Here is a 26,020-nt window from a genome sequence, read left to right as displayed (position 1 = left end):
CCCCGGGCCGCGGGTGCTGCGTGGGGCGGGGGCGGGGCCTGGGGCGGCGCGTGTTGCCGGGGCCGTGGGCCCGGGGGCGGGCGCCGTGCGCGCATGGGGGACGCGCACGACGCCCTGAGGGGCGCGCCCGCCGGGGCGCCGACGGCGCGGGGGAGGGCGCACGGGGCGGGCGCGGCCCCCGCCCCGTGGTCAGGGGGAGCCGTGGCTCAGAAGGACGCCTCGTCCAGGTCCATGAGGCCGAGGTCCACGCCGTCCGCGATCAGCCGCTCGGTCGCGACGCCCGGCAGCACCGTCGCGGCGAAGAATTTCGCGGCGGCGATCTTGCCCTGGTAGAAGGCGACGTCCTTGGCGGCGGCGGTCTGGAGCTTCTCGGTGGCGACGGCGGCGCCGCGCAGCAGCAGGTAGCCGACGACGACGTCGCCAGAGGCCATGAGCAGCCGGGTGGTGTTGAGCCCGACCTTGTAGATGTTCCTGACGTCCTGCTCGGTGGCGGCGAGGTCGGTGAGCATCGTGCCCACCATGGCCTCTAGTTCGACCGCGGCGCGGGACAACGCCTCGCGCGCGGGGGCCAGTTCCTCGCCGCCGGTGCCGACGGCCAGGAACTCCTTGATCTCCTCGGCGAGTCCGTTCAGCGCCTGCCCCTGGTTGCGGACGATCTTCCGGAAGAAGTAGTCCTGCCCCTGGATGGCGGTGGTGCCCTCGTAGAGCGTGTCGATCTTGGCGTCCCTGATGTACTGCTCGACGGGGTAGTCCTGGAGGTAGCCGGAGCCGCCGAAGGTCTGGAGGGACTGGGCCAGTTGCTCGTAGGCGCGCTCGGAGCCGTAGCCCTTGACGATGGGCAGCAGCAGGTCGTTGAGGGCGCCGAGCGCGTCGAGCCGCGAGGTGTCCTCGCCCTGCGCCTCCCTGGTCGCGACCGCGATGTCGTCCTGCACACAGGCGGTGTAGAGCACCAGCGCCCGCATGCCCTCCGCGTACGCCTTCTGCGTCATCAGCGAGCGGCGCACGTCGGGGTGGTGGGTGATGGTGACCTTGGGCGCGGTCTTGTCCATGAACTGCGCGAGGTCGGGGCCCTGGACGCGGTCCTTGGCGTAGTCGCGGGCGTTGAGGTAGCCGGTGGAGAGGGTGGAGATCGCCTTGGTGCCCACCATCATCCTGGCGAACTCGATGATGCGGAACATCTGCCGGATGCCGTCGTGCTTCTCGCCGATCAGCCAGCCCTTGGCGGGGTGGCGCTCGCCGAAGGTCAGCTCGCAGGTGTTGGAGACCTTCAGCCCCATCTTGTGCTCGATGTTGGTGGTGTAGACGCCGTTGCGCTCGCCGAGTTCGCCGGTCTCGTGGTCGAAGTCGTACTTGGGCACGAGGAAGAGGGACAGGCCCTTGGTGCCGGGGCCCGCGCCCTCGGGGCGCGCCAGCACGTAGTGGAGGATGTTCTCCTCCAGGTCGTGCTCGCCCGAGGTGATGAACCGCTTGACGCCCTCGATGTGCCAGGAGCCGTCGTCCTGCGGGACGGCGCGGGTGCGGCCCGCGCCGACGTCGGAGCCGGCGTCGGGCTCGGTGAGGACCATGGTGGCGCCCCAGCGGTGCTCGACGGCGACCTCGGCGATGCGCTTCTGGTGCTCGGTGCCCTCCTCGAAGAGGATGCGGGCGAAGCCGATGCCGGTCGAGTACATGTAGAGGGCCGGGTTGGCGCCGAGCACCAGCTCCGCGTTGGCCCACATCAGGGACGGCGGGGTGGTGGTGCCGCCGATCTCCTCGGGGAGCATCAGCCGCCAGTACTCGGCGTCCATGTAGGCGCGGTAGGCGCTCTTGAACGTCTCGGGCAGCGGCGCGGTGTTGGTCTCGGGGTCGAAGACAGGGGGGCTCTGGTCGGCGTCGGCGAAGGGCTCCGCCAGCTCGTTCTCGGCGAGCTTGGCCAGCTCGGTCAGCAGGTCCTTCGCGGTCTCCACGTCCATCTCCGCGAACGGGCCCGTGCCGTACAGCTTGTCGCGGCCGAGGACCTCGAAGAGATTGAACTCGATGTCGCGGAGATTCGACTTGTAGTGGCCCATGGCAACGGCTCCGTTGGTGTCGGAAGACGGGTCCCCGCCACTGTGTCAGTGGCCGCCAGAGCGGCGGTAAACCCACAGCGCTCGCGCGATCGGCGTCGTGCGCGCGCTCTGGCACCGGCTGGTGGCTACGATGATGCTACCCGCCGGTAATAAGACGCAACCCCGCACCGCGGAGTGTGACGGGTCTCCCTCCCCGCGCCCGCGCCCCCGCGGCGCCCGCGGGCTCGGTACCCTTGCGGCATGTACGGCTACGACCAGCACGCGGCCGGTACGGCTGCCGGGCAGCAGTACGGGCAGTCTCAGCAGCAGATGCCCGGCGGTTACGGCGCTCAGCCGTCCTACGGGGAGGTGCCCCAGCAGCCGCTGTACCCGGAGCCGTCCCCGCCGTCCCTGGCGGACGCGGTACGGGCGTTCACCACGGGCTCGATGGCCGCCGAGGACTTCCAGGCGATCTTCGCCACCTCCAAGGTGTACTGCCCCCGCGGCGACTCCCCCGGCTTCCTCGCGCTGCACAACACCCAGCAGCCGGTGATCCCGATGTTCACGTCCCTGAAGGAGCTGCGCAGGTACGCGGGCAAGGACTCGAAGTACTTCGTGATCACGGGTTCCGAGGTGATCGACCTGCTGCCGACGGGGTACGGCTTCGTCCTCGACATGGAGGGCGAGCACCGCATGGTGTTCGACGCGAAGGCCGTCGAGCAGATGGTGGACTTCTCGATGCGCCGCATGTACGGCTGACGCGCCCGTCCGGCGCGCGCGAAGGGCGGCCCCCGGCCGCCCTTCGTCACGTTTGGCGCCTGCTTGCGGACACGCGGTGATGCCCACCGGGCGACCGCCCTTCCGGATCTACTTGAATGCTCAACAAGTCAGGTAATCTGGTCGGCGGGCCCGCATCCGTCCGCCACCGAGGGGAGTCCGCCGTGCCAGACCCGTCCCGCATGCCGGTGCTGTACCTGAGCCACGGCGCACCGCCGCTCGCCGACGACCCCGTGTGGCCGGGCGAGTTGGCGGCCTGGTCCGCGGCGCTGCCGCGCCCCGCGGCGATCCTGATGGTCTCGGCGCACTGGGAGGAGGCCCCGGTCACCCTGGGCGCCACCAGGACCGTCCCCCTCGTCCACGACTTCTGGGGCTTCCCCGACCGCTACTACGACGTCCGCTACGACGCCCCGGGCGCCCCCGCCCTCGCGGCGTCGGTGCGTGCGCTGCTCGCCGGGCCCGGCACACCCGTGGGCGACGCGCCGGAACGCGGCCTCGACCACGGCGCGTACGTACCGCTGGTCGAGATGTACCCGGGGGCCGACATCCCGGTGCTCCAGCTCTCGATGCCCACCCTGGAGCCCGCCCGCCTGATGGCGCTCGGCCGCAGGCTCGCGCCGCTGCGCGACGAGGGCGTCCTGGTCGTCGGCAGCGGCTTCTTCACCCACAACCTGGCGGCGCTGCGCCAGGGCGGCACCCCGTCGTGGAGCACCGAGTTCGACGCCTGGGGCGCGCAGGCGCTGGCCGCGGGCGACCTGGACGCCCTGCTCGACTTCGAGACGAAGGCACCCGCGGGCAGGCTCGCCCACCCCCGCACGGAACACTTCGCCCCGCTCTTCGTCACCCTGGGCGCGGCGGACGCCACGGGCGAGGCGGGCGCGGCCCGCACGACGGTCGAGGGCTTCTGGATGGGATTGGCGAAGCGGTCGGTGCAGTTCGGTTAGCCCAATGGGCGCGCCGGGCTCAGGGGACGAGGGCCGTCAGATCGACCCGGAGCACTTCCGGTGCGCCGACCTTCAGCGTGCCGCGGTGGATACCGGTGGCCACGTACGAGCGCGTCATGCCGTCCAGCTCATAGGTGTGCGCCGCGGCCCGCCCGCTCTCGTCCTCCACCCGCCAGAAGTGCGGGATACCGGCCCGGGCGTACTTGAACGGCTTCAACGAGCGATCCCGGTCGGCCGACTCCTCCGAGACGACCTCCACCACCACCGCGACGTCCTGCGGCGCGTACCAGGTGCGGTCGGGGTCGTAGGCCACCGTGGCCACCACGACATCCGGCTCTGGGCGGCTGCTGCGGTCGAGGCGGACGGTCATCTCCCGCTCGACCTCGTACCCCGGGGGGAGGGCCCGCCGCAGCACGAAGGTCAGGTTCTCCACCAGCCGGGAGTGCCACGACCGCTGCGGCGACACCATGAAGATCAGGGCTCCGTCGATCAACTCGGTGTGCCGTGGCGCCTGTGGCAGGTGGTCCAGATCGTCGGCCTCCCAGCCGCTCGGGTGGGGCAGGGTCGACGACGAGGAGTCCGTGGCGGCGGTCCGCCGCTCCGCAACACCGCCCAGGCCGAGGACAGCGCGGGCGCCCTCCTGAAGGGCCCCCTCACCCGGGCACAACTCGACCAGGTCGCCGAGCTGCTGGCGTAGGGACGCTCCCGGCGCGGTGGTGCGGGTCAGCGGGCGAGGTGGCCCACGCCGCACCACATGGGCAGCGGCCCCGGCGACGGTGTCTCCGGTTCCGGGCGCCAGTCGGGGAGCTGCACCACGCCGGGCGCGAGCAGTTCGGTGCCGGTGAAGAAGCGGGCCACGCCGTCGTGGGTGCGGGGGGTGGCGGAGGCGTGTTCCGCGGCGCGTTCGTTGTACACGCGCATGGACGCGGCGACCTCGTCGCCCGCTATGTCGGAGGCCGGGTGCGAGATCACCAGGTGGCTGCCGGGCGCCAGCGCGTCCAGCAGCCGCCGCACGATCCCGTACGGGTCGTCCGCGTCCCGCACGTACTGGAGCACCGCCACCAGCAGCAGCGCCACCGGCCGCGTCAGGTCGAGATCGGTCCCGGCGGCGGCCAGGATCGTCGGCACGTCACGCAGGTCGGCCTGGATGTACCGGGTGGCGCCCCGCGGATGGCTGACCAGCAGGGCGCGGGCGTGCGCCAGGACGATGGGGTCGTTGTCGACGTAGAGCACCCGGGACTCGGGCGCCGCCCGCTGGGCCACCTCGTGGGTGTTGTCGGCGGTGGGGATGCCGGTGCCGATGTCAAGGAACTGCCGGATTCCGGCGTCGACCGCGAGGGTGCGCACCGCACGGCCGAGGAAGGCGCGGTTCGCGCGCACCGCGGGGACGATGCCCGGGTTGGCGGTGGCGGCGAGCTCGGCCGCCTCCTGGTCGACGAGGTAGTTGTCCTTGCCGCCGAGCCACGCGTTGTACACCCGCGCGGGGTGCGCCTGCGAGGTGTCGGGCACCGGTGTGCCGTCCGGCTCTTCCCCCATGCTGGCTCCTCCTCGGCTCCCGTACGTCCCCCGCGGCCCCGCGTCGCCGGGCCGGGCGGCTGCCAGGCTATCGCGGGGGGCGCGCCGCGGCCCGGCCGCCGCGCGCCGCGGTGCGCGGGACGCGCCGCGGGTCAGCCCTCGTCCGCCGTCCTGGCGTGTACGTGCATGTCGTGCCAGCCGTCCAGATGCCGGGCGGCCGCGCGGCGAGTGGACTCCCACGCATAGCCGGCCTTCGTGGCGACCCGGCAGGACGGCACGTTCGCGGTGGAGTGGACGATCTGGACGCGGTGGAAGCCCGCCGTGCGGAACGCCCACTCCGTCACCGCCCGCACCGCACGCGTGCACAGGCCCGCGCCGCGCCCCGCGGGAGTCATCCAGTACGCGATCTCCGCCGAGCCGTCCCAGGCGTCCCAGCCCTTCAGGGCGACCCGGCCGAGCAGCGCGTCGTCCGCCGCCGTGACCACCGCCCAGTGCGCCGCGGCCTCCCGCTCCCATGTCGACCGGCAGTCCCGCACCCACCCCTCGGCCTCGGGCGCCGAGTCGAGCCGCAGCAGGTGCCACCGCTGGATCAGCGGGTCGTCGAACGCGGCACGCACGGCGGGCGCGTCGTCGAGCCGCCAGGGGCGCAGCAGGGCGCCGGGGGCGAGGGGCAGCCGGGGCTGTGCGGTGCCCGACAGCGAGCCGGGGGCGATGGTCAGCGGTACGAGCAGCGGCATGCCCCGCATTCTGCGACCGGCACCCGGCGCCCCGCCTCCGTATTTTTCCGGCCGCCCCGCATCTCCCGGTTTCCCGGCCGCGCCCCGGGGCCTGGACGACGGCCGTCCGAGCCCCGGGGCGCGGCTCCCGCCCCCGCACGCCCCGGGCCGACACGCCCCGTAACCCGCTCGGCCCCCTTCCCTTCGCCGCGCCCCCCTGGCGAAGGTTGTCTTGAAGACGTGCCGTGCGCCCTCCGCTCCCTGCTCACCAGGGCCCTCATCGCGCTCTCCTGCGTCCTGCTCCCCGCCGGACTCGTCTCCGGCTGGGCGGTCCACGAGGTCGGGCGCGAGGACCGCTACGTCGCCGTCATGGCGCCGCTCGCCACCGACCCCGCGGTGCGCGCGGACGTCGCGGACGCCGTCACCCGTACCGTCGTCCCCACCCTCACGCCCGGTGCGGGCGGCGCCGTGGGACCGCCGCCGCCCCGGCACGCGGTGGAGCGGTTCGTGCGCGCCGCCGCCTGGTCCTTCACCGGGACCCCCGCCTTCCGCACCGCCTGGATCACCGCCAACCAGGCGGCCCACGACGCCGTCTCGGGCGCACTGCGCGGCCGCGCTGACGCGGCCGTCCGGGTGGACCTGGCCCCGGTGACGGCACGGGTGCGCAGCGACCTCATGGGGCGCGGGGTGCCCTTCGCGAACCGTATCCCCGTGACCCACATGGAGGTCACCGTGCTGCGCCGCAGCGAACTCGCGGTGGCCAGGAAGGGGTTTTCCATGGCAGGAGTGCTCAGCGTGTGGGCACCGGCCGCCGCCGCCGTCTTCGCCGTCCTCGGGGTGCTGCTCGCCCTGCGGCGCCGCCGCGCCCTCGCCGCCACCGCGCTCGGGATGGCGCTCGGCGCCGCCGCGCTGCTCGGCGCGGTCGCCGCGGGCCGCGGCCTCACCCTCGCCGACCTGCCGCCCGACGTCTCGCGCGCCGCCGCGGGCGCCGTCTACGACGCCCTCACCTCCCCGCTGCGCCTCACCTCCTGGGCGATCCTCGCCGCGGGGGCCGCCGTCGCCGCCGCCACCTGGGGCTTCGAGCGGTACGGCGCCAGGCGCCGCGGCGCCGACCCGACGGCCCCCGAACTGCCCCCCGAGCCCGTCACGGCCGACAACCTCACCCCCTGACCCCGCCGCGCCCTGCCCCGCAGGCCCCCCGCCCCCGGGCGCCGCGGCCCCCGTAAGGCAGCATGCGGGTGGCCCCGTACCGGCGAGGGCGGGCGACCGGCGGGGACAGGGCCGGCAGGGACCGAGCGCACGGGGGGCGTGGGTGGTTCAGGACGACGACACCGCGGACGGCTACGGCCGCGCGGGCGGTGCGGGGCGCGGTGCGTCCCGGGTGCTCGCGGCGCTGCCGCTGCTGGCGGTGAGCGCGGTGGTGGCGTGCAGGGCCGCCGACACCGACGCGTTCACCCCCGTACCGCAACTGCTCGCCTGCTGGCCGTGGCTGCTCGCGCCCGCGGGCCTCGGCCTGCTGGTGGCGGCGCTGGCGCGGTGGCGGCTCGGGCTGCTGTGGGGCGTGCTGCTCCTCGCGGTGCTCGCCTGGTACGTCGAGCCGTACGGGAAGGTCTCGGAGGCGCGCGGCGCGCCGGTCGCCGCGCTGCGGGTGGTGACCGCCAACCTCCAGGCAGGCCGGGCGGCGGCCGACCTGGCGCGGCTGGTGCGCAGCGACCACCCCGACCTCGTCTTCGTCGAGGAGTGCGACCGCGCCTGCGCCGACCGGCTCGACGAGGCGCTGGGGGACGACCGCCTCCCCCACCGGGCCGCGGCGGGCGACGACGGGCGCGCCTCGCACGGCTCGCTGATCCTCAGCTCCCTCAGGCTCACGGCCGCGCGCGGGGTCGGGGGCACCCTGGGCATGCCGGGCGCGGTCGCCGACGTGCGCGGGCACCCGGTGCGGCTCCAGCTCGCGCACCCGGTGCCCCCGCTGCCGCCGCACGGTGTCGGCGTCTGGCGGCGGGATCTCGGCGCGCTGCGGGACTGGGCCGCGGCGGCCGACGGGCAATCGACGGTGCTGGCGGGGGACTTCAACGCGAGCCAGGACCACTCCGCGTTCCGGCACGTCCTCGACACGGGGCTGCGGGACGCGGCGCGGCTCGCCGGGCACCCGAGGACGCCGAGCTGGCCCGCGCGCACCGCGCCCGCGCTCGGCGCACAGATCGACCACGTGCTGCTCAGCGACGACTTCTCGGTACGTGGCGCCCGCTTCGTGGGGCTCGGCGGCAGCGACCACCGGGCCCTGGTCGCCGACGTCACCCTGCGCTCCGGGGGCGCCGCGGACTGACCCGGGCCCGCGGGGGCCGCGCATGGAGCCGGCCTCCCCAGGCCGCCCGCTCGGCGGGGAGCACCCAGGACGGTGATCCGCAGCCGGTGGGGGGTGGCAGCCGGGGGAGGCCGGGTCTGTGCGCCCGGGCCGGGCGGGCGCCGCGGTGGGCGCCCGCCCGGCGGCGGGGTGGGCTCAGTGCACCTTGTTCAGCTTGTCGAGCGCCTTCTCCAGGCCGTTGGCCCACAGTTGCTCGACCGTCGCGCTCTCCGTGGCGTCCGGGTAGCGGTTGGTGCAGGACGGCCCCGGGCCGCCGCCGGACATGAGCTGGCTGCACGGGCCGTCGTAGGTGTCGGGCAGGCCGAGTACGTGGCCCGTCTCGTGCGCCGCGACGCGGACCGAGTCGTACTGCTGGGTCTGCGCGTAGTCGAGGAAGACGTAGCCGTGGCCGTGGCCGTCGGAGTACGTGTAGGAACCGGACGGGTCGCTGCCCTCGTAGTAGGCGAAGTCCGCGTTCGAACCGCCGGGCGCGAGCTGGACGTTGGAGACCGAGCCGTTCCAGATCGAGGCCGCGGTGGATATCACCGACTGGAAGCTGGGCGCGCCCGAGGCGTCGTAGGTGACGGTGACCGACTTGAGGTCGGGGTGGGCGGCCTGCTTCTTGGCGACGGTCTTGAGGATGGACTCGAACAGCGCCTTGTTGGCGGACGCGCTCTCCGAGCCCTTGGTGAAGTGCGACACCACGCCCGCACGCGCGGGGGAGTCGCCGGGCACGGGCTGCGCGCTCGCCGGGACGGCGGTGCCGAGCGCCGCGGCGGCGAGGCCGACGCCGAGCGCGAGGGAGACGAGTCTCTTCGAGGGCTTCTTCGTCATGGGGGGCTCCTACTCGTTCCGTGTGTGGGGGTGAGAACGGTCGGTAAGCAGGAGTGTCCGGGACGCCGGCGCCCCTGCGGATGATGGCAACTGGCGATAGCACGGGCCTATCGCCCCCCGCGCGCCACCCTCGCCCGGCCCCCGGCACCACCCCCGCGCGGCCCCCGCCGACCGGCTCCCACGGCCCCCGGCGCACCGGCTCCTGCACGCGCGTAGACCCAAGTGCCGCAAGGGGAACGGGCCTTGGCGCGCGGCGCGCGGACCGTCTGGTGCCGGGGGCGCCGCGCGCCTACGCTCGACAGCCATGGAGCTTGAGGTCAGGCACCTGCGCGTGCTGTGTGCCATCGCCGACACCGGGAGCCTGCACAAGGCGGCCCGTGAACTCGGCATGGCCCAGCCCTCGTTGAGCACCCAGCTACGCCGCATCGAACAGGCCCTCGGGGGCGAGTTGTTCGCGCGGGAGCGTACGGGATGCCGTCCCACGCCGCTCGGCCGGGGGGTGCTCAGCAGGGCGCGGCCGCTCGTCACCGAGCTGGCGTCGCTCATCACCGAGACCAGGGCGGCGGCGGCCCGCGCCGCCGGGCCCCATCTGCGCATCGGCGCCACCGCGAGCCGCGCCATCCCCGGCTGGCTGCGGCGGCTGCGCTCCAGGCCGCCGCGTCGTGAACCCACGCTCCAGATGGACGTGTCGGCCAATGCGCTGCTGCGGATGGTCGAGGGCGGCAGGCTGGACGTCGCCTTCGTCCACGAGGTGGAGGGCAGCCCGCTGCGCATCCCGCCGGGCCTCGGCACCCGGGTCCTGGTCGAGCGTGAGCCGCAGTTCGTCTCGCTCGGCGTCGACCACCCCGCCGCCGCCCACCGCGAGGTGCGCCTCGCCGACCTCGCGCACGACCGCTGGATGATCGACTCCACCGTGGACGGCGAGTGGGACGGCCTGTGCCGGGTGCTGCGCGAGGCGAAGATCGACCCTCCGGTGCTGCACGGCGACTATCTGACCGCCTACTCCCTCGCCGCCACCGGCGAGGTGGTGACGGTCAGTCAGCCCACCGCGCGGCCCCGGCCCGAGCTGGTGATACGGCCCCTCCAGGGCGACCCGCTCGGGGTGCGGCTGATGGTGGCGGCCCGCACCGAGGGCGAGATCGACCTGGTGTACGAGGAGTTGGAGGAGGCGTACTGGGAGGCCGCCTGGCAGGCCCCCGCGTACCGGGACTGGCTGCGGCGCCCGCCGGGTGGGCCCGAGGCGCCGGGCGGCGAGGGACTGCTCACGCCCGCACCCCGCGAACTGCCCCCCGCCGCACGGGACGGCAGGCCCCCCGCGGCGCGCGGCGGCAGGGCCCCCGCCGCCTGAACTCCCCCCGCCCAGGCGGCCGTCGGGACCCGTCGCCCCCGTTTCCCGCGGGCTCAGTCCCGCGCCACCGGGCGGCCCGTCAGCAGCCGCGGCAGCAGGGCGTCCCGCAGGGCGGTGAGCCGCGCCGACTCCTCGTCGAGCGCCTTGACATGGGCGAGCGCCCCGGCCGTGCGGACGCCGAGCGCCGCGAGCGCCGCGGGCTCGGGACGGCGCAGCAGGTACCCGGCGAGCGCGCCCGCGGGACAGCGCTGGCGGCCGGAGGACCCCGCCATGGCGGAGATCGCGAACTGCCGGAAGCGCGGACTGCGCGCCAGCAGATACGCGACTGCCTGCGGCACCCCCGGGCGCGCCCGCAGCACGATGAACTCCGTGGACCCGGTGCCGGTCTCGCCGTCGGCGAGGAAGTCCACAAAGGCCGTCTTGCCGTTCTCCAGGCAGGGCGTGATCCGGGCGAACAGCACGTCGCCGTTCCTGAACCTGGCCCCCGCCGCCGCCCGCCGCGCCGGGCGCGCGGTGACCCGGGCGGCGGCCGTGGGCAGCGCCGCCATGTCGACGTACGGCACGTCGGTGCCCGGCGGGCGCGCCAACGGCGGGTTGAACTCCACGAGTTCGTCCGCCCTGATCAGCCCGTCCCCACCGGGCGCGTCGGCGCCGAGCGCCGCCCAGTCCGCCCGCAGCAGCGCCTCATAGGTGCGCGAGATCGTGTCGTTGATCTCGGTCTTGGCGTCGAGCGCCGCCAACCGCCCCGCTATCGCGGCCTGTTCGGCGCGCGGCGGCAGCGCGAGCGGTACCCGCGCCAGCGTCCGCACGTTGAGGTGCGGCATCGTGGCGCCCACCGCGTGCCGCACCAGCCAGGCCCGTACCGCGGGATGGCCCAGGTAGTACGCGAGGAACCCGGGCTCCGCTGCGGGCCCGGGGCGCACCCGCAGGCACCCCGTGCCGCAGAGCCAGCCCTCCTGCGGGGGCCGTACGAGCGCCCGGCGCTCCACGTCGCCGCGGCGCGCGTACACGATGTCGCCCTCGCGCAGCCGGTAGGGCCCGAGGCGTTCCGCGTCGGCCTCGGCGACCCGGGCGATGCCGTCCTCGACGACGCGGTTGTCCCCTATGTTCGCGGGCATCACGCTCGGCACCCCGCGGCCCGCGTCCGGGCCCCGCAGATAGTCGGAGGCGTGCAGCATCGTCCCGAACGGGCCCGTCCTTATCCCGCCGTCGGGCTCGCACACCTCGCCGAGCGTGGTACGGGTCCAGTGCGCGGGCACCTCGCCGAGCAGCGGGTGCGGGAGCGTGCCGGGCGCGGCGGCCCCGGCACGCGCGGTGTCAGCCACCGATCCCTCCCCACTGGGCGCGTACGACGGCCTCCCGCCGCGCCGACTCCTCGAAGTGCGCGAAGAGTTCCTTGCGCAGCCGCGCGATGCTCTCCACCGCGTCCTCCGCGGCCCCGCCGTCGTCCGTGGCGTCCCCCGGCTCGGGGCTGCCCACATAGCGCCCCGGGGTGAGCACGTAGTCGTGCGCCCGGATCTCCTCGGGGCCCGCCGAGCGGCAGAAGCCGGGCACGTCCTCGTACGCCAGGCGTCTCTCGCGCGCGGACGGGGTGCCGCGCCAGGCGTGGTACGTGCCCGCGATACGGGAGATGTCCCCCGGGGTCAGCTCGCGCTCGGTGCGGCCCACCATCTCCCCGAGGCCCCGCGCGTCGATGAACAGGATCTGCCCCCTGCGGTCCGTGTAGCCCGCCTCGCCGCGCGGGCTCTTGTCGCGCGCGAGGAACCACAGGCACACCGGGATCTGGGTGGAGCGGAACAGCCGTCCCGGCAGCGCCACCATGCACGCCACCACGTCGTCCTCGACCATCGCGCGGCGTATGGCGCCCTCGCCCGACTGCTCGCTGCTCATCGAGCCGTTGGCCAGCACGATCCCGGCGCGCCCGGTGCCGGGCGCCAGCTTGGCGGCCATGTGCTGGAGCCAGGCGTAGTTGGCGTTGCCGGGCGGCGGGGTGCCGTAGCGCCAGCGCGGGTCGTCCGCGAGCTGCTCGCCGCCCCAGTCGGAGATGTTGAACGGCGGGTTCGCCATCACGACGTCCGCGCGAAGACCGGGGTGCCTGTCGTCGTGGAAGACGTCGCCCCAGCGGCTGCCGAGGTCGGCGGCGATGCCGTGGATGGCGAGGTTCATCCCGGCGAGCCGCCAGGTGTGCTGGTTCAGCTCCTGCCCGTGGACGGTGATCTCGGGCGCGGTGCAGCCGCCGTGGCTCTCGATGAACTTCTCGGCCTGCACGAACATCCCGCCGGAACCGCACGCCGGGTCGTACACCCGCTCCCCAGGGCGCGGCTCGACCACTTCGACAAGCAGCCGCACCACGCACGCGGGCGTGAAGTACTCGCCGCCCCTGCGGCCCTCGGCCGCGGCGAACCGCGCGAGACAGTACTCGTACACCTCCCCGAGCACATCGCGCGCGCTGCGTCTGCGGCCGTCGGGGGCGAGCTGGTCCCCGAAGCCGATCCGGTCGATCAGACCGACAAGCTCTCCTAACCTGCGGTTGTCGACGCCGCGCACGGTGAACAGGTCGACGGGCAGGGCGTGCGCGAGCGGCGGGTTGGTCGCGGCTATCGCGCGCAGCGCGGTGTCGAGCAGCGGTCCCACGGGCTCGCCGCCGCGGCCCGAGGCGTCCGCGTGCCGGGTGATGGCCTCCCAGCGGGCCCCGGGCGGCACCCAGAAGACCCCGGAACCGGTGTACGCGGCCGGGTCGTCGGGGCCGCGGAACGCGTGCTCCGCCGCGGGCACCGCGCCGCTTTCCGTGCCGGTGTCGGCGTCCGGTACGGGGATGGCGGCGGGAGGCGCGGCGGGCGGCAGCGACGCGTGGCGCTCGGCGAACGCGTCGGAGACGTACTTGAGGAAGATCAGACCGAGGACGAAGTGCTTGTACTCCGCGGCGTCCATGCTGCCGCGGAGCTTGTCCGCCGCCTTCCAGAGTGCGTCCTTGAGGTCTTTGCCTGTGGTGGCCGTGCCTGTGGTGGCGTTGTGTGGTGCAAGTGTCGTCCTCGCCCTTCGTGCGGGTGCCACGGTGTGGCTCCTTCCGGTTGCTCCGTGAAGGGAAGTGTGGCGGGTTACGGGCGCGTACGCTCCGTTGTCCCGGCACCTCGGATTCTTCCGGAGCCCGTATGGGGTGCCCCCTGGGGTGTGAACACGGGGTGAATTCGTGACGCGGGCGAGGCGGGAGCGCCGCGGGTCGGTACCGTCGCCTCGGCGGTCGCGAGGCTTCGCGCCCCTTCAGTAGATCGGGGTCGGTGGCGGCTAACCTTACGTGTCCGTCCTGGCCAGGGATTACGGGAAACAACTCATGCGAAGGGTTGCGCACATGGGCATTCTGAATCGCCTGCGGAACGCGTTCGGGCGGTCGCGCAAGGCCGAGGGGGACGGGGACGCCGCTGCCGCCCCGCTCGTACCAGAGGCCAGGGCTTCGCAGGAGGCGGCGGAGAGCGGGGCCGCCGCCGGAGCGGACACCGCGAAGCCCTCGGTCCCCAGGGCACGCGAGGACTCGGGGGCGGCGGCCGACGATCTGGTGGCGGCTGCCTTCGACAAGGTGGCGGTGCCGGCGCCTGGCGGCGAGCGGGGTGCGGCGGACGCCGCGGAGGCCGCCCCCGGGGCGTCGGCCGCCGAAGCCGGGGCCGGGGCCGACGGTTCGGTCGCGGAGACTCCGGCTGCGGAGTCGGCTCCCGCCGGGGGCGAAGCCGAGCCTGCGGCTGCGGCTACGGAAGAGCCTGCGGCTGCGGCTGCGGAGGCGCCCGAAGCGGAGGTGGCGCCTGCCGCGCCGGAGGCCGGGGCGGAGCCCGAACCGGAAGCTGCTCCCGAGCCGGAGCCCGCCGCAGAGCCTGCCCCCGCGGCGGAGGCCGAGGCGGCCCCCGAGCCACCGGCCGAGGCGGCCCCCGAGCCGGAGCCCGCCGCGCCGGAGGCCGTTGCCACCCCCGAGCCCGCGGCCGAGGCCGCCGCCGAGCCGGAGCCGGAGCCCGCCCCGGCCCCCGCGCCGAAGGCCAAGGCCAAGGCGAAGCCCGCCGCCGAGCCCGCCCCTGCGCCGGAAGCCGAAGCCGAAGCCGAGGCGAAGCCCGAAGCCGAGGCGAAGCCCGCAGCAGAAGCGAAGCCCGAGGCCGAGGCGAAGCCTGCCGTGGAAGCTGCGGAGGTCCGGTCCCGGGCCTCCGCGCTCTTTGCCCCGTACCAGGCGGCCGGTGCCGCGCTTGAGGCGCGGGGTCTTGCCGGTGCCAGAGCCAGGGTGTACCTGGTCCTGGACCGCTCCGGGTCCATGCGCCCGTACTACAAGGACGGTTCCGCGCAGAACCTCGGCGAGCAGGTGCTCGCGCTCGCCGCGCAGCTCGACGCGGCGGCCACCGTGCACGTCGTCTTCTTCTCCACGGAGCTGGACGGCACCGGCGAGCTGACGCTCGACGCGTACGAGGGCAGGATCGACGAACTCCACGCGGGCCTCGGGCGGATGGGCCGTACCAGCTACCACAGCGCGGTCAACGAGGTGGTGGCGGACTACGAGCGCTCGGGCGCCACCGGCCCCGCGCTGGTCGTCTTCCAGACGGACGGGCCCCCGGACACCAAGGGCCCGGCCACGCAGGCCCTCGCGGACGCGTCGTCGCACCCGCTGTTCTTCCAGTTCGTCGCCTTCGGCGAGGAGGACTCCAAGGGCTTCGACTACCTGCGCAGGCTCAAGGCGGACAACGCGTCCTTCTTCCACGCGGGCCCGACGCCCAAGGAGCTGACCGACGCGGAGCTGTACACGGCCCTGCTGGCCGACTGGCAGGCGTAGCAAGGGGCCCGAGGGGCGGTGACCGGTGCGGACGACCGATCCGTGCCCACGCCCTGCGGGCCCTTTTCTCCCCCGGGACCCGCCGGTGCGCTGCCGGGTCCCCGTAACCCACCCCCTCCTGCCGGAGCGTGGTCAGGTTAGCCTACCCTTAGCCTGCCCGTCGGGTGGGCGCACACGCAGGCGCGTCGGGGTGAGGGCGCGCGCGAGAGGGTGGGGACATGAACGGTCGGGGATTCTCACGGCGGGGCTTTCTGGGCGGCGCCGGGGCGCTGGGGGCGGCCGCGCTGCTCGCGGCCTGTTCCGACGGGGACGGCGACAGCGGCAAGGGCGGCTCGTCGACGGCGGCGAAGGACGCCGAGAACGGCAAGGACTCGGCGAGCGGCTTCCCGGTCACCGTGCCGGGCAAGGAGGGCTCCGCCACCATGAAGGCGCCCGCCAAGCGGGTCGCCGCCTGCGGCTACCTCCGCGACACCGACCTCGCCCTCGCGCTCGGCGCCCCCCTGGTGCTGATCGCCAAGAACGCGGTCTTCCCCAGCGGCCTCGCGCCCTGGCAGAAGCCCACCGGCAAGCCGACCCTGATCGACACGGTCAAGGGCATGCCCGTCGAGAAGGTCGCCGCCGCCCGCCCCGACCTCATCCTCGCCAGCGACGACTACCAACTCGCCGACGACTACCCCAAGCTGAGCAAGTTCGCCCCCACCCTCAGCTACAAGGCCGGTGTCGGACAGGACGGCTGGGAGGTCATGACGCAGCGTGCAGGGGACATCCTCGGCAAGCGCGACAAGGCCGACGAGCTGGTGAAGCAGGTCAAGGCGAAGATCGCGGACGTCAAGAAGAAGCACCCCGAGTTCGAGGGCAGGACGGCCACCTTCGGCCCCGTCGTCGGCAACCAGGTCTTCACCACGAGCCGCCCCGACGACGCCAGCGCCCGCTTCTTCAGCCAGCTCGGCATCAAGCTGTCGCCCAAGGTCACCGCGCTGCCGGAGAGCGCCACGCCCGGCAGGTCCGAGGTGTCCCCCGAGCGCCTCGACCTGCTGGACGCCGACATCACCATCCTCACGTTCCAGTCCGACGGGGAACGCAAGCAGTTCGAGGCGAAGCCGCTGTTCAAGAAGCTCAAGTCGGTACAGCGCGGCTCGTACATCGCGCTCGACATGCCCACGGCGATCTCGCTCGGCTTCCCTTCCGTGCTGAGCATCCCCTACGGCCTCGACGCGATCACGCCCAAGCTGGAGAAGGCGGTCGGAGCCATTGGCTGAGCGGCCCGCCGCGGCGCACGGCGGCGAGGAGACGGCGGCCGGGGACCCCGCGGAGCCCACCCCGGCCCAGGACCTCGCCGCCCTCCAGGCCCCGGTACGCACCCGCGTCAACGTCGCCGCCGTGCTCCAGGCGCTCGCCGTCGCGCTGTCGGTGGCGCCCATGGTCGCCGTCGTCGAGATCGGACGGCGCCTCCTCGAAGGGCGTGACGACCACCTGTGGGCCATCGCCTGGAGCGCCGTCGCGCTGCTCGCGCTGCGGCTGCTGCTCTACCTGGGCGCCGGGCTGCTCAGCCACCTCGCGGACGCGGACCTGGCGCGGGTGCTGCGCGCCAGGCTCGCGGACCGCCTCGGGGTGCTGCCGCTCGGCTGGTTCGCCGGGGGCGTGTCGGCGAAGGTCAAGTCCACGGTGCAGGACGACGTCTCCGCGCTGCACCACGCCGTCGCCCACGCCCGCGGCGACATGGCGGCCGCCGTCACCGGGCCGCTCGTCATCGCGGTCTACCTGCTGTGGGCGGACTGGCGGCTCGCGCTGCTGACCCTCGCCGTCGTCGCGGCGGCCCAGAGCATGCGGATGCGGCTCGCGGCCCGCGCCGCCGACCCGGTGCGGCGCATCGCCGCCGCCCGCACCGAGCTGTCGGGCGCCACCATCGAACTCGTCCGCGGCATCGCCGTGGCCAAGGCGTTCGAGGCGGCGAAGACGCCCCGCAGGTTCGCCGCCGCGGCGGCCGAGTTCTCCGAGGCGAACGACGCCGCGCAGCGGGTGTTCGTGAAGCAGCGCAGCCTCACCCGCGCCACCGTCGCGCACGCGACCGTACTGCTGCTGGTCACGGGATGCGGCGTCGGCTTCGCCGGGCTCGGCTGGACCGATCCGCCCGACGTGGTGGCGTTCGTGCTGCTCGCGCTCGGCCTCTTCGACATGATCACGCCGATCTACACGGCCAGGGACAAGCGCCGCGCCGCCAGGGACGCCGCGCACCGCGTCGCGGGGCTGCTGCGCGAGCCGCCCGAGCCCACCGTCGCGGAGCCGCGGGTGCTGCCGCCCTACGAGGGGGCGCCCGTCGTGGAACTCGACGACGTGCGCTTCGCCTACACCCCGGGCCACGAGGTGCTGCACGGCCTCAGCGCCACCCTCGCGCCCGGCACGGTCACCGCCGTCGTGGGCCCCTCGGGCGCGGGCAAGTCCACGCTCGGGCTGCTGCTCGCCCGCTTCCACGACGTCACGGGCGGCGCGATCAGGCTCGACGGCGTCGACATCCGCGACCTCGAACGCGCCGAGCTGCACCGGCACATCGGCTTCCTCTTCCAGGACGTCGTCCTGCTGCGCCGCTCGGTGCGCGACAACATCGCCCTCTACCGCCCCGGCGCCACCGAAGAGGAGGTGCGCGCCATCGCCCGTGCCGCCGCCGTGCACGAGCGGATCACGGCGCTGCCGCGCGGCTACGACTCCGTGGTCGGCGAGGACGCCAGGCTCTCCGGCGGCGAGGCCCAGCGGGTCAGCATCGCCCGCACCCTGCTCGGCGGCAGCCCCGTCGTCGTACTCGACGAGGCCACCGCCTTCGCGGACCCCGAGTCGGAGGCGGCCGTACAGGACGCGCTCGCGGAACTCGCCGCGGGGCGCACCCTGCTCGTCGTCGCCCACCGGCTGCGCACCGTCACCGCGGCCGACCAGATCCTGGTCCTGGACGAGGGCCGGATCGTGGAGCGCGGCAGGCACGAGGAGCTGCTCGCCGCCGACGGCACGTACGCCCGCATGTGGCGCGCCCAACGGACCGGACGCGCCGCCGCCGACGCCACGGCCGACGCCGCCGGAGCAGCAGCGGAGGCCGCCGGCACCGGGAGGGCATCATGATCACCACGCTGCTGCGGATCGTCGGGCGGGACGACAGCCGCCCCCTGCTGATCCGCTACCTCGCCTCCACCACCCTCTACGCGCTCAGTGAGGGCGCCGCCTTCGGGCTGCTCGTGCCGCTGCTCGGGGCGCTGCTCTCCGGCGACACCGGTACCGCGGCCCGCTGGCTGCTGCCGCTCGCGGGCGCCGTCGTCGTCGGCTGGTTCGCGCACTACGACATGGGCCTGCGCGCGCTGTGGCTCTCCTCCGCCTGGCGGCGCGCCCTGCACGCGCGGATCGGGGCGCACGCCGTACGGCTGCCGCTCGGCTGGTTCGACGGGCCGCGCACCGGGCAGCTAGAACGGCTCATCGGCCCCGGCGTCAACACCGTCGCGCTCACCCCGCACCTCGCCCAGACCCTGATCGGCGCGGTCCTCACCCCGTCCGTCATCTTCGTCTTCCTGCTCTGCTACGACTGGCGGATCGCGCTCGCCGTGCTGGTCACGGTGCCCGTGGTGCTGCTGGTGTTCCGGGTGGCGCGGCGGCTGACGGAGCGCACCGACGCCGAGCACGACGCGGCGGCCGCCGAGGCCGCGGCCAGGCTCGTGGAGTACGCGGGGGCGCAGCCGGTGCTGCGCGCGGGCGGCGCCGCCGCCGACGGCCGCCGCGACCTCGACGAGGCGCTTGCCGCCCAGCACACCGCAATGCGCCGCCAGGTCGTCGGCGCGATGCCCGGGCTCCATCTGGGGCAGCTCGCGATCCAGCTCGCGTTCACCGCGGTGCTCGTCGTCGGCCTCGTGCTGGCCGACGGCGGCGAGATCACCCCGACGCGCGCGGTGGCGCTGCTGGTGCTCGGGGTGCACTTCCTCCAGCCGCTCGCGGTGGTCGCGGGCGCGGCGGGCGCCCTGCACGCCTCCCGCGCCGCCGTCGACCGCGTCGACGCGTTCCTCTCCGAGCCCCCGCTGCCCGAGCCCGCCGAGCCCGCGCCGCTCGCCACGACACCGCCCGCGGTGGAGCTGACCGGGGTCCGCTTCGGCTACGAGCCGGGCAAGCCGGTGCTCGACGGCGTCGACCTGCGGGTGCCGCCGGGTGCCACCGTCGCCCTGGTCGGCGCCTCGGGCGCGGGCAAGACCACCGTCACCAAGCTGATCGCCCGCTTCTTCGACGCGGACGAGGGCACGGTGACCATCGGCGGCACGGACGTACGCGACCTGGGGACCGAGGCGGTGCTCGACACCGTGTCCCTGGTCTTCCAGGACGTGCACCTGCTGGACACCACCATCGAGGAGAACATCAGGCTCGGCCGCCCCGACGCCACCGAAGAGGAGGTGCGGGAGGCCGCGCGCAGGGCCCGCGTCGACGGCATCGTGGAGCGGCTGCCGGACGGCTGGGCCACCCGCGTCGGCGAGGGCGGCGGCCTGCTCTCCGGCGGCGAGCGCCAGCGCGTCGCCATCGCCCGCGCCCTCCTCAAGGACACCCCCGTGGTCCTCCTCGACGAGGCGACGTCCGCGCTGGACGCGGAGAACGAGGCGGCGGTACGAGAGGCCCTTGCGGAGCTGGGCGAGGGCCGCGCCCTGCTGATCATCGCCCACCGCCTGGCCACGATCGCGGACGCCGACGAGATCGTGGTCCTCGACGGCGGCCGGGTCGCGGAGCGCGGCACCCATGAGTCCCTCCTCGCGGGCGAGGGCCGCTACGCCCAACTCTGGTCCGCCCACGAGAAGGCCCAGGGGTGGCGGCTGGGGGTGTAGCCCCGGTGACCGGCTGGGAGGGGGTGGCCCCGGCCGGGGAATCCGCCGTCCGGTCGGGCGGGGTGGGCCGGTCGTGTTACGGGGGGACCGGTGGGACGTGGTTACGGGGGGTCGGGGGCGTGAGGGTGGTGGGGGGCGGGTCGCTGCCGGGTGACGGTGGCGGCCGCCTCCGTACGGCCAGAATCCGTCGCGCGGCCCGGCACCCGGGCCGCGGCGCCTCCCCGAGGAGTCCCATGTCCGCCACCGCACGCACCCACCGCGCCATGCAGACCGCCGAGCCGGGGGCCGCCCCGCAGCTCGTGCGCGCCGAGACCCGTGAGCCGGGGCCCGCGCAGGTCAGGATCGCCGTCGAGGCGTGCGGGGTGTGCCACTCCGACGCCATGGTCATCGGGGGGCACCTCCCCGGCACCGCCTTTCCGCTCGTCACCGGGCACGAGATCGCCGGGCGCATCGACGCCGTGGGGGACCAGGTGCCCGGGTGGGAGGTCGGTGACCGGGTCGCCGTCGGCTGGTACGGGGGGAGCTGCGGGCACTGCGACGCGTGCAGGACGGGCGACGGGGTGCACTGCCCCGAGGTGCAGATCCCGGGTGCCGCCTACCCGGGCGGTTTCGCCGACTCGGTGGTGGTGCCCGCCGTGGCGCTCGCCGCGGTCCCCGAAGGACTCACCGCCGTCGAGGCCGCCCCGCTGGCCTGCGCGGGCATCACCGTCTACAACGGGCTGCGGCGCAGCGCCGCACGGGCGGGCGACACCGTCGCGGTCCTCGGGCTCGGCGGGCTCGGGCACCTGGGGGTGCAGTTCGCGCGGGCCATGGGCTTCCACACCGTGGCCATCGCGCGCGGCGCCGAGAAGGCGGAGGCCGCGCGGGAGTTCGGCGCGCACCGCTACATCGACAGCACCGCCGAGGACGTCGCCACGGAGCTGACCGCGCTCGGCGGCGCCAAGGTGGTGCTGGCGACCGTCACCAACAGCGCCGCGATGTCCGACGCCTTCGGGGGCCTCGGGCGGCGCGGCGAGCTGATCGTGCTCGGCGCCACCCCGGAGGGGCTCGACGTGAATCCGCTCCAGCTCGTCAACGGCGGCAGGAGCGTGCGCGGGCACGCGTCGGGCATCGCCGTGGACACCCAGGACACGCTGCGCTTCGCCGCGCGGTCCGGGGTGCGGGCCAAGGTGGAGGAGGTCCCGCTGGAGCGCGCGGCGGACGCGCTCGAAAGGATGCTGTCGGGGCGCGCCCGCTTCCGTATGGTCCTCACCACGGGCAACTGAGGCGCGGGCGTGCCCGGAGCACACCGCGAACTACCGCGAACCCCGACGGGTCCGTGCGGCGAGGAGGCGTGGCATGGCGGACAGCACAGAACTGGGCAGGTTCCTGCGCACCCGGCGCGAGGCGCTGCGCCCCGGCGACGTCGGCCTCACGGCGGGCTCCCGGCGCAGGACGCCGGGGCTGCGCCGGGAGGAGGTGGCGGCGCTCGCGAACGTCTCCGCCGACTACTACGAGCGCCTTGAGCAGGGCCGCAAGGCCAATCCGTCACCGGCGCTGCTGGCCGCGCTCGCCCGGGCGCTGCGGCTTTCGGCGGACGAGCGCGACCACCTGTACGTGGTGGCGGGGCAGCGCCCGCCGTCCGGCTTCCTCGGGCACGGCTACGTCGACCCGGGCCTGATGCACATCCTCGACGCCCTGGTCACCACGCCCGCCCTGGTCAACGACGACCTCGGGCACGTGGTGGCGCAGAACCCGCTCGGTGTGGCGCTGCTCGGCCCCTGGGCGGAGCGCCCGGGCCGGGAGGCGAACACGGTGTGGCGCTGGTTCACGGACCCGTCGAGCCGGGCGCTCTACCCGCCGGAGGACCACGAGCACCTGGGCCGCACCTATGTGGCGCAGTTCCGCGGGGCGGCGTACCGCCACGAGAAGGACCCGCTGGCCAGGGGGATGCTGAAGGACCTGCTGGCGGGCAGCGCGGAGTTCCGGGCCCTCTGGGACCTCGGGGAGGTCGCCGCGATGACCTCGACCCGCAAGACCCTGCTGCACGAGCGGGCGGGCCGCCTGGACGTGCAGTGCGACGTGGTCCTCAGTCCCCGCACGGGCAACAGCCTGATCATGTTCCGCCCGCAGCCCGGCTCCGAGACCGCGGAGAAACTGGACTTCCTGCGGGTACTCGGGGTGGAATCCTTCACCCAGGGGGCCTGAGGACCCGCAGCCGCGGGCGAGGGGCGCGGGGCCCGCGGAAAAGAGCGTGAGAAAAATCCTCCGGCCGTGTCGAGAACGGCAGGCCCGCTCCGTCCCCGCTGTGAACGCGGCCGGACACGGGCCGCACCAGCACAGAGGAGGCACCACGATGGCCAAGTACCTGCTGCTCAAGCACTACCGCGGCGCGCCCGCGTCGGTCAACGACGTCCCCATGGACAAGTGGACGCCCCAGGAGATCTCGGACCACGTGGCGTACATGAACGAGTTCGCCGCCCGCCTTGAGGAGACCGGGGAGTACGTCGACAGCCAGGCGCTGGCCCCCGAGGGGACCTGGGTCCGCTACGACGGCGAGGGCAGGCCGCCCGTCACCGACGGGCCCTTCGCCGAGACCAAGGACGTGATCGCGGGCTGGATGGTGATCGACGTCGACAGCCGCGAGCGCGCCGTCGAGCTGGCCGGGGAGCTGTCCGCGGCGCCGGGCGCGGGCGGGCGGCCGATCCACGAGTGGCTGGAGCTGCGCCCGTTCCTGACCGAGCCGCCCACCATCACGGAGTGAGCCCGCGCATGCCCGAGCACCCGGGGCCCGCCGCCTCGACGGCCGCGCACCCGCCGTCCGGCGCCTTCGACGAGGCGCTGCTGCGCGGCCTCACCCCGCGGGTGCTCGCGATCCTCGTCCGCCGCGGAGCCGACTTCGCGGCGGCCGAGGACGCCGTGCAGGACGCGCTCGTCGAGGCGGTACGCGACTGGCCGTCACAGCCCCCGCGGGACCCGCAGGGGTGGCTGGTCACGGTGGCCTGGCGGCGATTCCTCGACGCGGCGCGCGCGGACGCCGCCCGCCGCAGGCGCGAGGACCGCGTGGACGAGGAGCCGGCGGCGGGTCCCGCGCCTGGCGCCGACGACACGCTCCGGCTCTACTTCCTGTGCGCCCACCCGTCGCTGACCCCGTCGGCGACGGTCGCGCTCACCCTGCGCGCCGTCGGCGGGCTCACTACCCGCCAGATCGCCCACGCCCACCTGGTGCCCGAGGCGACCATGGCTGGGGGTCCCCCCTCTGGGGGAGGATTAGCCGTGCCAAGAGGACGGTGTCCGGGGTGCGTCTCGACCGGCCTGGGGACGTGGCGACGGTGCTGCGGGTGCTCTACCTCGTCTTCAACGAGGGCTACTCGGGCGATATCGACCTCGCGGCCGAGGCCATCCGCCTCACCAGGCAGCTCGCTGCCGCCTTCGACCACCCCGAGGTCGCGGGGCTGCTCGCCCTCATGCTGCTGCACCACGCCAGGCGCGCCGCCCGCACCGCGCCCGACGGGAGCCTGGTGCCGCTCGCCGAGCAGGACAGGTCGCGCTGGGACACCCGGGCGATCGCCGAGGGCGTCGAGATCCTCCAGGCCGCGCTCGTCCGCGACCGGCTCGGCGAGTTCCAGGCCCAGGCCGCCATCGCGGCGCTGCACGCCGACGCGCCCACCGTCCGGGAGACGGACTGGGTGCAGATCGTGGAGTGGTACGACGAGCTGTCGCGGCTCACGGACAGCCCGGTCGTGCTGCTCAACCGCGCGGTCGCGGTCGGCGAGGCGGACGGGCCGCGCGCCGGGCTCGCCGCGCTCGCGGGGCTGGACGCGGGGCTGCCCCGGCACACCGCCGTGGCGGCGTACCTCCACGAGCGCGACGGGGACACGGCGGGGGCGGCGCGGCGCTACGCGGAGGCGGCCCTGAAGGCGCCCAACCTCGCCGAGCGCGACCACCTCACCCGCCAGGCCGCCCGCCTCAACCACCTCGGCCCCGTCTGAGCGGCGCCGCGGGGCACGAACGGGGGCGCGGGCCGTGCGGCCCGCGCCCCCGGCGCCGTGTCACTCCCGGCGGGGCCTACTGCGGCTTGCGCAGCGCGATGTGGAGTTCCCTGAGGCGGGCCTCCGTCAGCTCCGAAGGGGCGCCCATCATGACGTCCTGGGCGTTGCCGTTCAGCGGGAAGGCGATGGTCTCGCGGATGTTGGGCTCGTCGGCGAGCAGCATCACGATGCGGTCGACACCGGGGGCGATGCCGCCGTGCGGCGGTGCGCCGAAGCGCAGCGCCCTGAGCATGCCGGCGAACTCGCGCTCCACCGTCTCCCGGTCGTACCCGGCGATCTCGAACGCCTTGATCATGATCTCGGGCTCGTGGTTCCTGATGGCGCCGGAGGACAGCTCCACGCCGTTGCACACGATGTCGTACTGCCAGGCGAGGACGGAGAGCGGGTCCTTGGACTCCAGGTCGGCCATGCCGCCCTGGGGCATGGAGAACGGGTTGTGCGAGAAGTCGACCTTCCCGGTCTCCTCGTCCTTCTCGTACATCGGGAAGTCGACGATCCAGCAGAACCGGAACACGTCCTCCTCGAAGTGCCCGGTCCGCCTGGCGGCCTCCACCCGGACCGCGCCCATGATGCGGGAGACCTCGTCGTACTCGCCTGCGCCGAAGAACACCGCGTGCCCGGGGGCGAGGCCGAGGCGCTTGGTCAGCTCGGCCACGTCCTCCTCGGTGAGGAACTTGGCGATCGGACCCGAGAGAGCGGGGACACCGCCCTGACCCTCGGGGCCTTGGGGGGCGTCGTCGGTGACGCGCACCCAGGCGAGGCCCTTCGCGCCCTGCGCGACGGCGAAGTCGCCGAGCTGGTCGAAGAAGCGGCGCGGCTGGTCCTGCACGCCGGGCACCGCGAGCGCCCGCACGTGCTTGCCGGAGAACGCCTTGAAGGCGGAGTCGGCGAAGACGTCCGTGAGGTCGGTCAGCTCCAGCTTGGCCCGCAGGTCGGGCTTGTCGGAGCCGTACTTCGCGACGGCCTCGCGGAACGGGATGCGCGGGAACGGCGAGGTGACCTCGCGGCCGCCGCCGAACTCGTTGAACAGCTCCGTCATGAGCTGCTCGATGGGCCGGAAGACGTCCTCCTGCTCGACGAAGGACATCTCCACGTCGAGCTGGTAGAACTCGCCGGGCGAGCGGTCCGCGCGGGCGTCCTCGTCGCGGAAGCAGGGCGCGATCTGGAAGTAGCGGTCGAAGCCCGACACCATCAGGAGCTGCTTGAACTGCTGCGGCGCCTGCGGCAGCGCGTAGAAGCGCCCGGGGTTGAGCCGGGAGGGGACGACGAAGTCGCGGGCGCCCTCGGGCGAGGTCGCGGTGAGGATGGGGGTCGCCATCTCGTTGAAGCCGAGCGCGGTCATCTTGTGCCGGATCGCGGAGATCACCGCGGTGCGCAGCATGATGTTGCGGTGCATGCGCTCGCGGCGCAGGTCGAGGAAGCGGTACTCGAGGCGGCGCTCCTCGTTGACCCCGTCCTCGGTGTTGATCGTGAACGGCAGCGGGGCGGCGGCGCCCAGCACCTCCACGCTCGCGGCCTCGATCTCGATCTCGCCGGTGGGCAGCTCGGGGTTGACGTTCTCGGCGCCCCGGGAGACGACGCGGCCGTCGACGCGGACCACGGTCTCCTTGGAGAGCTTGTCCAGCTCCTCGGCGGCCGCGGTGCCGGGGCGGGCCACGAGCTGGGTGATGCCGTAGTGGTCGCGCAGATCGATGAAGAGGATGCCGCCCAGGTCTCGGCGATTGTGCAGCCAGCCGCTCAGCCGGACGTCGCTGCCGACGTCAGTGGCGCGTAGCTCGCCGCAGGTGTGTGACCTGTACCGATGCATCGTCGTTCATCCAGTCTTCGCGTCAGGGTCTGTGACCG

The 26,020-nt window shown here is 74.4% G+C and carries 20 protein-coding genes and 1 pseudogene; 13 read left to right on the top strand and 8 right to left on the bottom strand.

What is annotated here, in order from left to right; translation table 11 throughout:
• Positions 1–206: 206 nt before the first annotated feature.
• On the bottom strand, positions 207–2,048 hold the full coding sequence (locus tag ACIBIW_RS19090) for an acyl-CoA dehydrogenase (protein WP_399337534.1): 1,842 nt from the start codon (positions 2,046–2,048) through the stop codon (positions 207–209).
• 240 nt (positions 2,049–2,288) lie between these two features.
• On the opposite strand from ACIBIW_RS19090, the gene ACIBIW_RS19085 reads away from it, so the two are divergent.
• Together ACIBIW_RS19085 and ACIBIW_RS19080 are read left to right on the top strand one after the other, a co-directional pair.
• A complete protein-coding gene (locus ACIBIW_RS19085; RefSeq protein ID WP_399337529.1) occupies positions 2,289–2,786 on the top strand; it encodes an SseB family protein in 498 nt (165 codons plus the stop codon).
• A gap of 200 nt (positions 2,787–2,986) precedes the next feature.
• A complete protein-coding gene (locus ACIBIW_RS19080) occupies positions 2,987–3,748 on the top strand; it encodes a dioxygenase (protein ID WP_399337631.1) in 762 nt (253 codons plus the stop codon).
• Between the two features lie 19 nt (positions 3,749–3,767).
• Here ACIBIW_RS19080 and ACIBIW_RS19075 read toward each other — a convergent pair whose 3' ends face one another.
• From ACIBIW_RS19075 to ACIBIW_RS19065, 3 genes are all read right to left on the bottom strand, one after another.
• Positions 3,768–4,310: a Uma2 family endonuclease gene (locus ACIBIW_RS19075; protein WP_399337629.1), complete on the bottom strand. Its 543-nt coding sequence runs from the start codon at positions 4,308–4,310 to the stop codon at positions 3,768–3,770.
• Positions 4,311–4,471: 161 nt separating this feature from the next.
• Positions 4,472–5,284, bottom strand: a complete 813-nt coding sequence (locus ACIBIW_RS19070) for an SAM-dependent methyltransferase (RefSeq protein ID WP_399337527.1) — start codon at positions 5,282–5,284, stop codon at positions 4,472–4,474.
• Positions 5,285–5,415: 131 nt separating this feature from the next.
• On the bottom strand, positions 5,416–6,000 hold the full coding sequence (locus tag ACIBIW_RS19065; protein WP_399337525.1) for a GNAT family N-acetyltransferase: 585 nt from the start codon (positions 5,998–6,000) through the stop codon (positions 5,416–5,418).
• Positions 6,001–6,219: 219 nt separating this feature from the next.
• On the opposite strand from ACIBIW_RS19065, the gene ACIBIW_RS19060 reads away from it, so the two are divergent.
• On the top strand, positions 6,220–7,149 hold the full coding sequence (locus ACIBIW_RS19060; RefSeq protein ID WP_399337523.1) for a hypothetical protein: 930 nt from the start codon (positions 6,220–6,222) through the stop codon (positions 7,147–7,149).
• A 142-nt stretch (positions 7,150–7,291) separates the two neighbouring features.
• The gene (locus ACIBIW_RS19055) at positions 7,292–8,305 is read left to right on the top strand and encodes an endonuclease/exonuclease/phosphatase family protein (protein ID WP_399337521.1); all 1,014 of its coding nucleotides are present in this window, start codon (positions 7,292–7,294) and stop codon (positions 8,303–8,305) included.
• Positions 8,306–8,479: 174 nt separating this feature from the next.
• Here the strand turns inward: ACIBIW_RS19055 and snpA are convergent, their stop codons facing one another.
• Positions 8,480–9,157 carry a snapalysin gene (gene snpA, locus ACIBIW_RS19050; RefSeq protein WP_399337519.1) on the bottom strand — a complete coding sequence of 226 codons (678 nt, stop codon included), beginning with the start codon at positions 9,155–9,157 and terminating at the stop codon, positions 8,480–8,482.
• A 304-nt stretch (positions 9,158–9,461) separates the two neighbouring features.
• Between snpA and ACIBIW_RS19045 the strand changes: the two genes are divergently transcribed.
• Positions 9,462–10,505, top strand: a complete 1,044-nt coding sequence (locus ACIBIW_RS19045) for a LysR family transcriptional regulator (protein WP_399337517.1) — start codon at positions 9,462–9,464, stop codon at positions 10,503–10,505.
• Between the two features lie 53 nt (positions 10,506–10,558).
• On the opposite strand, the gene ACIBIW_RS19040 is transcribed toward ACIBIW_RS19045, so the two are convergent.
• Both ACIBIW_RS19040 and ACIBIW_RS19035 read right to left on the bottom strand, forming a co-directional pair.
• The gene (locus ACIBIW_RS19040) at positions 10,559–11,830 is read right to left on the bottom strand and encodes a restriction endonuclease subunit S (RefSeq protein ID WP_399337515.1); all 1,272 of its coding nucleotides are present in this window, start codon (positions 11,828–11,830) and stop codon (positions 10,559–10,561) included.
• Positions 11,823–13,559: an N-6 DNA methylase gene (locus tag ACIBIW_RS19035; protein ID WP_399337514.1), complete on the bottom strand. Its 1,737-nt coding sequence runs from the start codon at positions 13,557–13,559 to the stop codon at positions 11,823–11,825. The genes ACIBIW_RS19040 and ACIBIW_RS19035 overlap by 8 nt, the downstream gene beginning before the upstream one ends.
• A 295-nt stretch (positions 13,560–13,854) precedes the next feature.
• Here ACIBIW_RS19035 and ACIBIW_RS19030 point away from each other — a divergent pair, with 295 nt between their 5' ends.
• The 8 genes and pseudogenes from ACIBIW_RS19030 to ACIBIW_RS18995 all read left to right on the top strand — a co-directional run bounded on the left by ACIBIW_RS19030 (position 13,855) and on the right by ACIBIW_RS18995 (position 24,115).
• The gene (locus tag ACIBIW_RS19030; RefSeq protein ID WP_399337512.1) at positions 13,855–15,306 is read left to right on the top strand and encodes a VWA domain-containing protein; all 1,452 of its coding nucleotides are present in this window, start codon (positions 13,855–13,857) and stop codon (positions 15,304–15,306) included.
• Between the two features lie 218 nt (positions 15,307–15,524).
• Positions 15,525–16,565, top strand: a complete 1,041-nt coding sequence (locus tag ACIBIW_RS19025) for an iron-siderophore ABC transporter substrate-binding protein (protein WP_399337510.1) — start codon at positions 15,525–15,527, stop codon at positions 16,563–16,565.
• Positions 16,558–18,414, top strand: a complete 1,857-nt coding sequence (locus ACIBIW_RS19020; RefSeq protein ID WP_399337508.1) for an ABC transporter ATP-binding protein — start codon at positions 16,558–16,560, stop codon at positions 18,412–18,414. The genes ACIBIW_RS19025 and ACIBIW_RS19020 overlap by 8 nt, the downstream gene beginning before the upstream one ends.
• Positions 18,411–20,144 (top strand): ABC transporter ATP-binding protein, encoded by a 1,734-nt coding sequence (locus ACIBIW_RS19015; RefSeq protein WP_399337506.1) that lies wholly within the window; start codon positions 18,411–18,413, stop codon positions 20,142–20,144. The genes ACIBIW_RS19020 and ACIBIW_RS19015 overlap by 4 nt, the downstream gene beginning before the upstream one ends.
• A gap of 233 nt (positions 20,145–20,377) precedes the next feature.
• Positions 20,378–21,409: an alcohol dehydrogenase catalytic domain-containing protein gene (locus ACIBIW_RS19010; RefSeq protein WP_399337504.1), complete on the top strand. Its 1,032-nt coding sequence runs from the start codon at positions 20,378–20,380 to the stop codon at positions 21,407–21,409.
• 73 nt (positions 21,410–21,482) lie between these two features.
• Positions 21,483–22,331: a helix-turn-helix transcriptional regulator gene (locus tag ACIBIW_RS19005; protein ID WP_399337503.1), complete on the top strand. Its 849-nt coding sequence runs from the start codon at positions 21,483–21,485 to the stop codon at positions 22,329–22,331.
• Positions 22,332–22,479: 148 nt separating this feature from the next.
• The gene (locus ACIBIW_RS19000; protein ID WP_399337501.1) at positions 22,480–22,887 is read left to right on the top strand and encodes a YciI family protein; all 408 of its coding nucleotides are present in this window, start codon (positions 22,480–22,482) and stop codon (positions 22,885–22,887) included.
• An 8-nt stretch (positions 22,888–22,895) separates the two neighbouring features.
• A pseudogene (locus tag ACIBIW_RS18995) lies at positions 22,896–24,115 on the top strand (RNA polymerase sigma factor).
• Positions 24,116–24,191: 76 nt separating this feature from the next.
• Here ACIBIW_RS18995 and aspS read toward each other — a convergent pair.
• Positions 24,192–25,982 (bottom strand): aspartate--tRNA ligase, encoded by a 1,791-nt coding sequence (aspS, locus tag ACIBIW_RS18990; protein ID WP_399337499.1) that lies wholly within the window; start codon positions 25,980–25,982, stop codon positions 24,192–24,194.
• Positions 25,983–26,020: the final 38 nt, after the last annotated feature.

Source organism: Streptomyces sp. NPDC050560, assembly GCF_044457285.1.
GTDB lineage: Bacteria > Actinomycetota > Actinomycetes > Streptomycetales > Streptomycetaceae > Streptomyces.
Note: the sequence above shows the minus strand (reverse complement) of the source record. Positions and strands in the feature narration are given on the sequence as shown.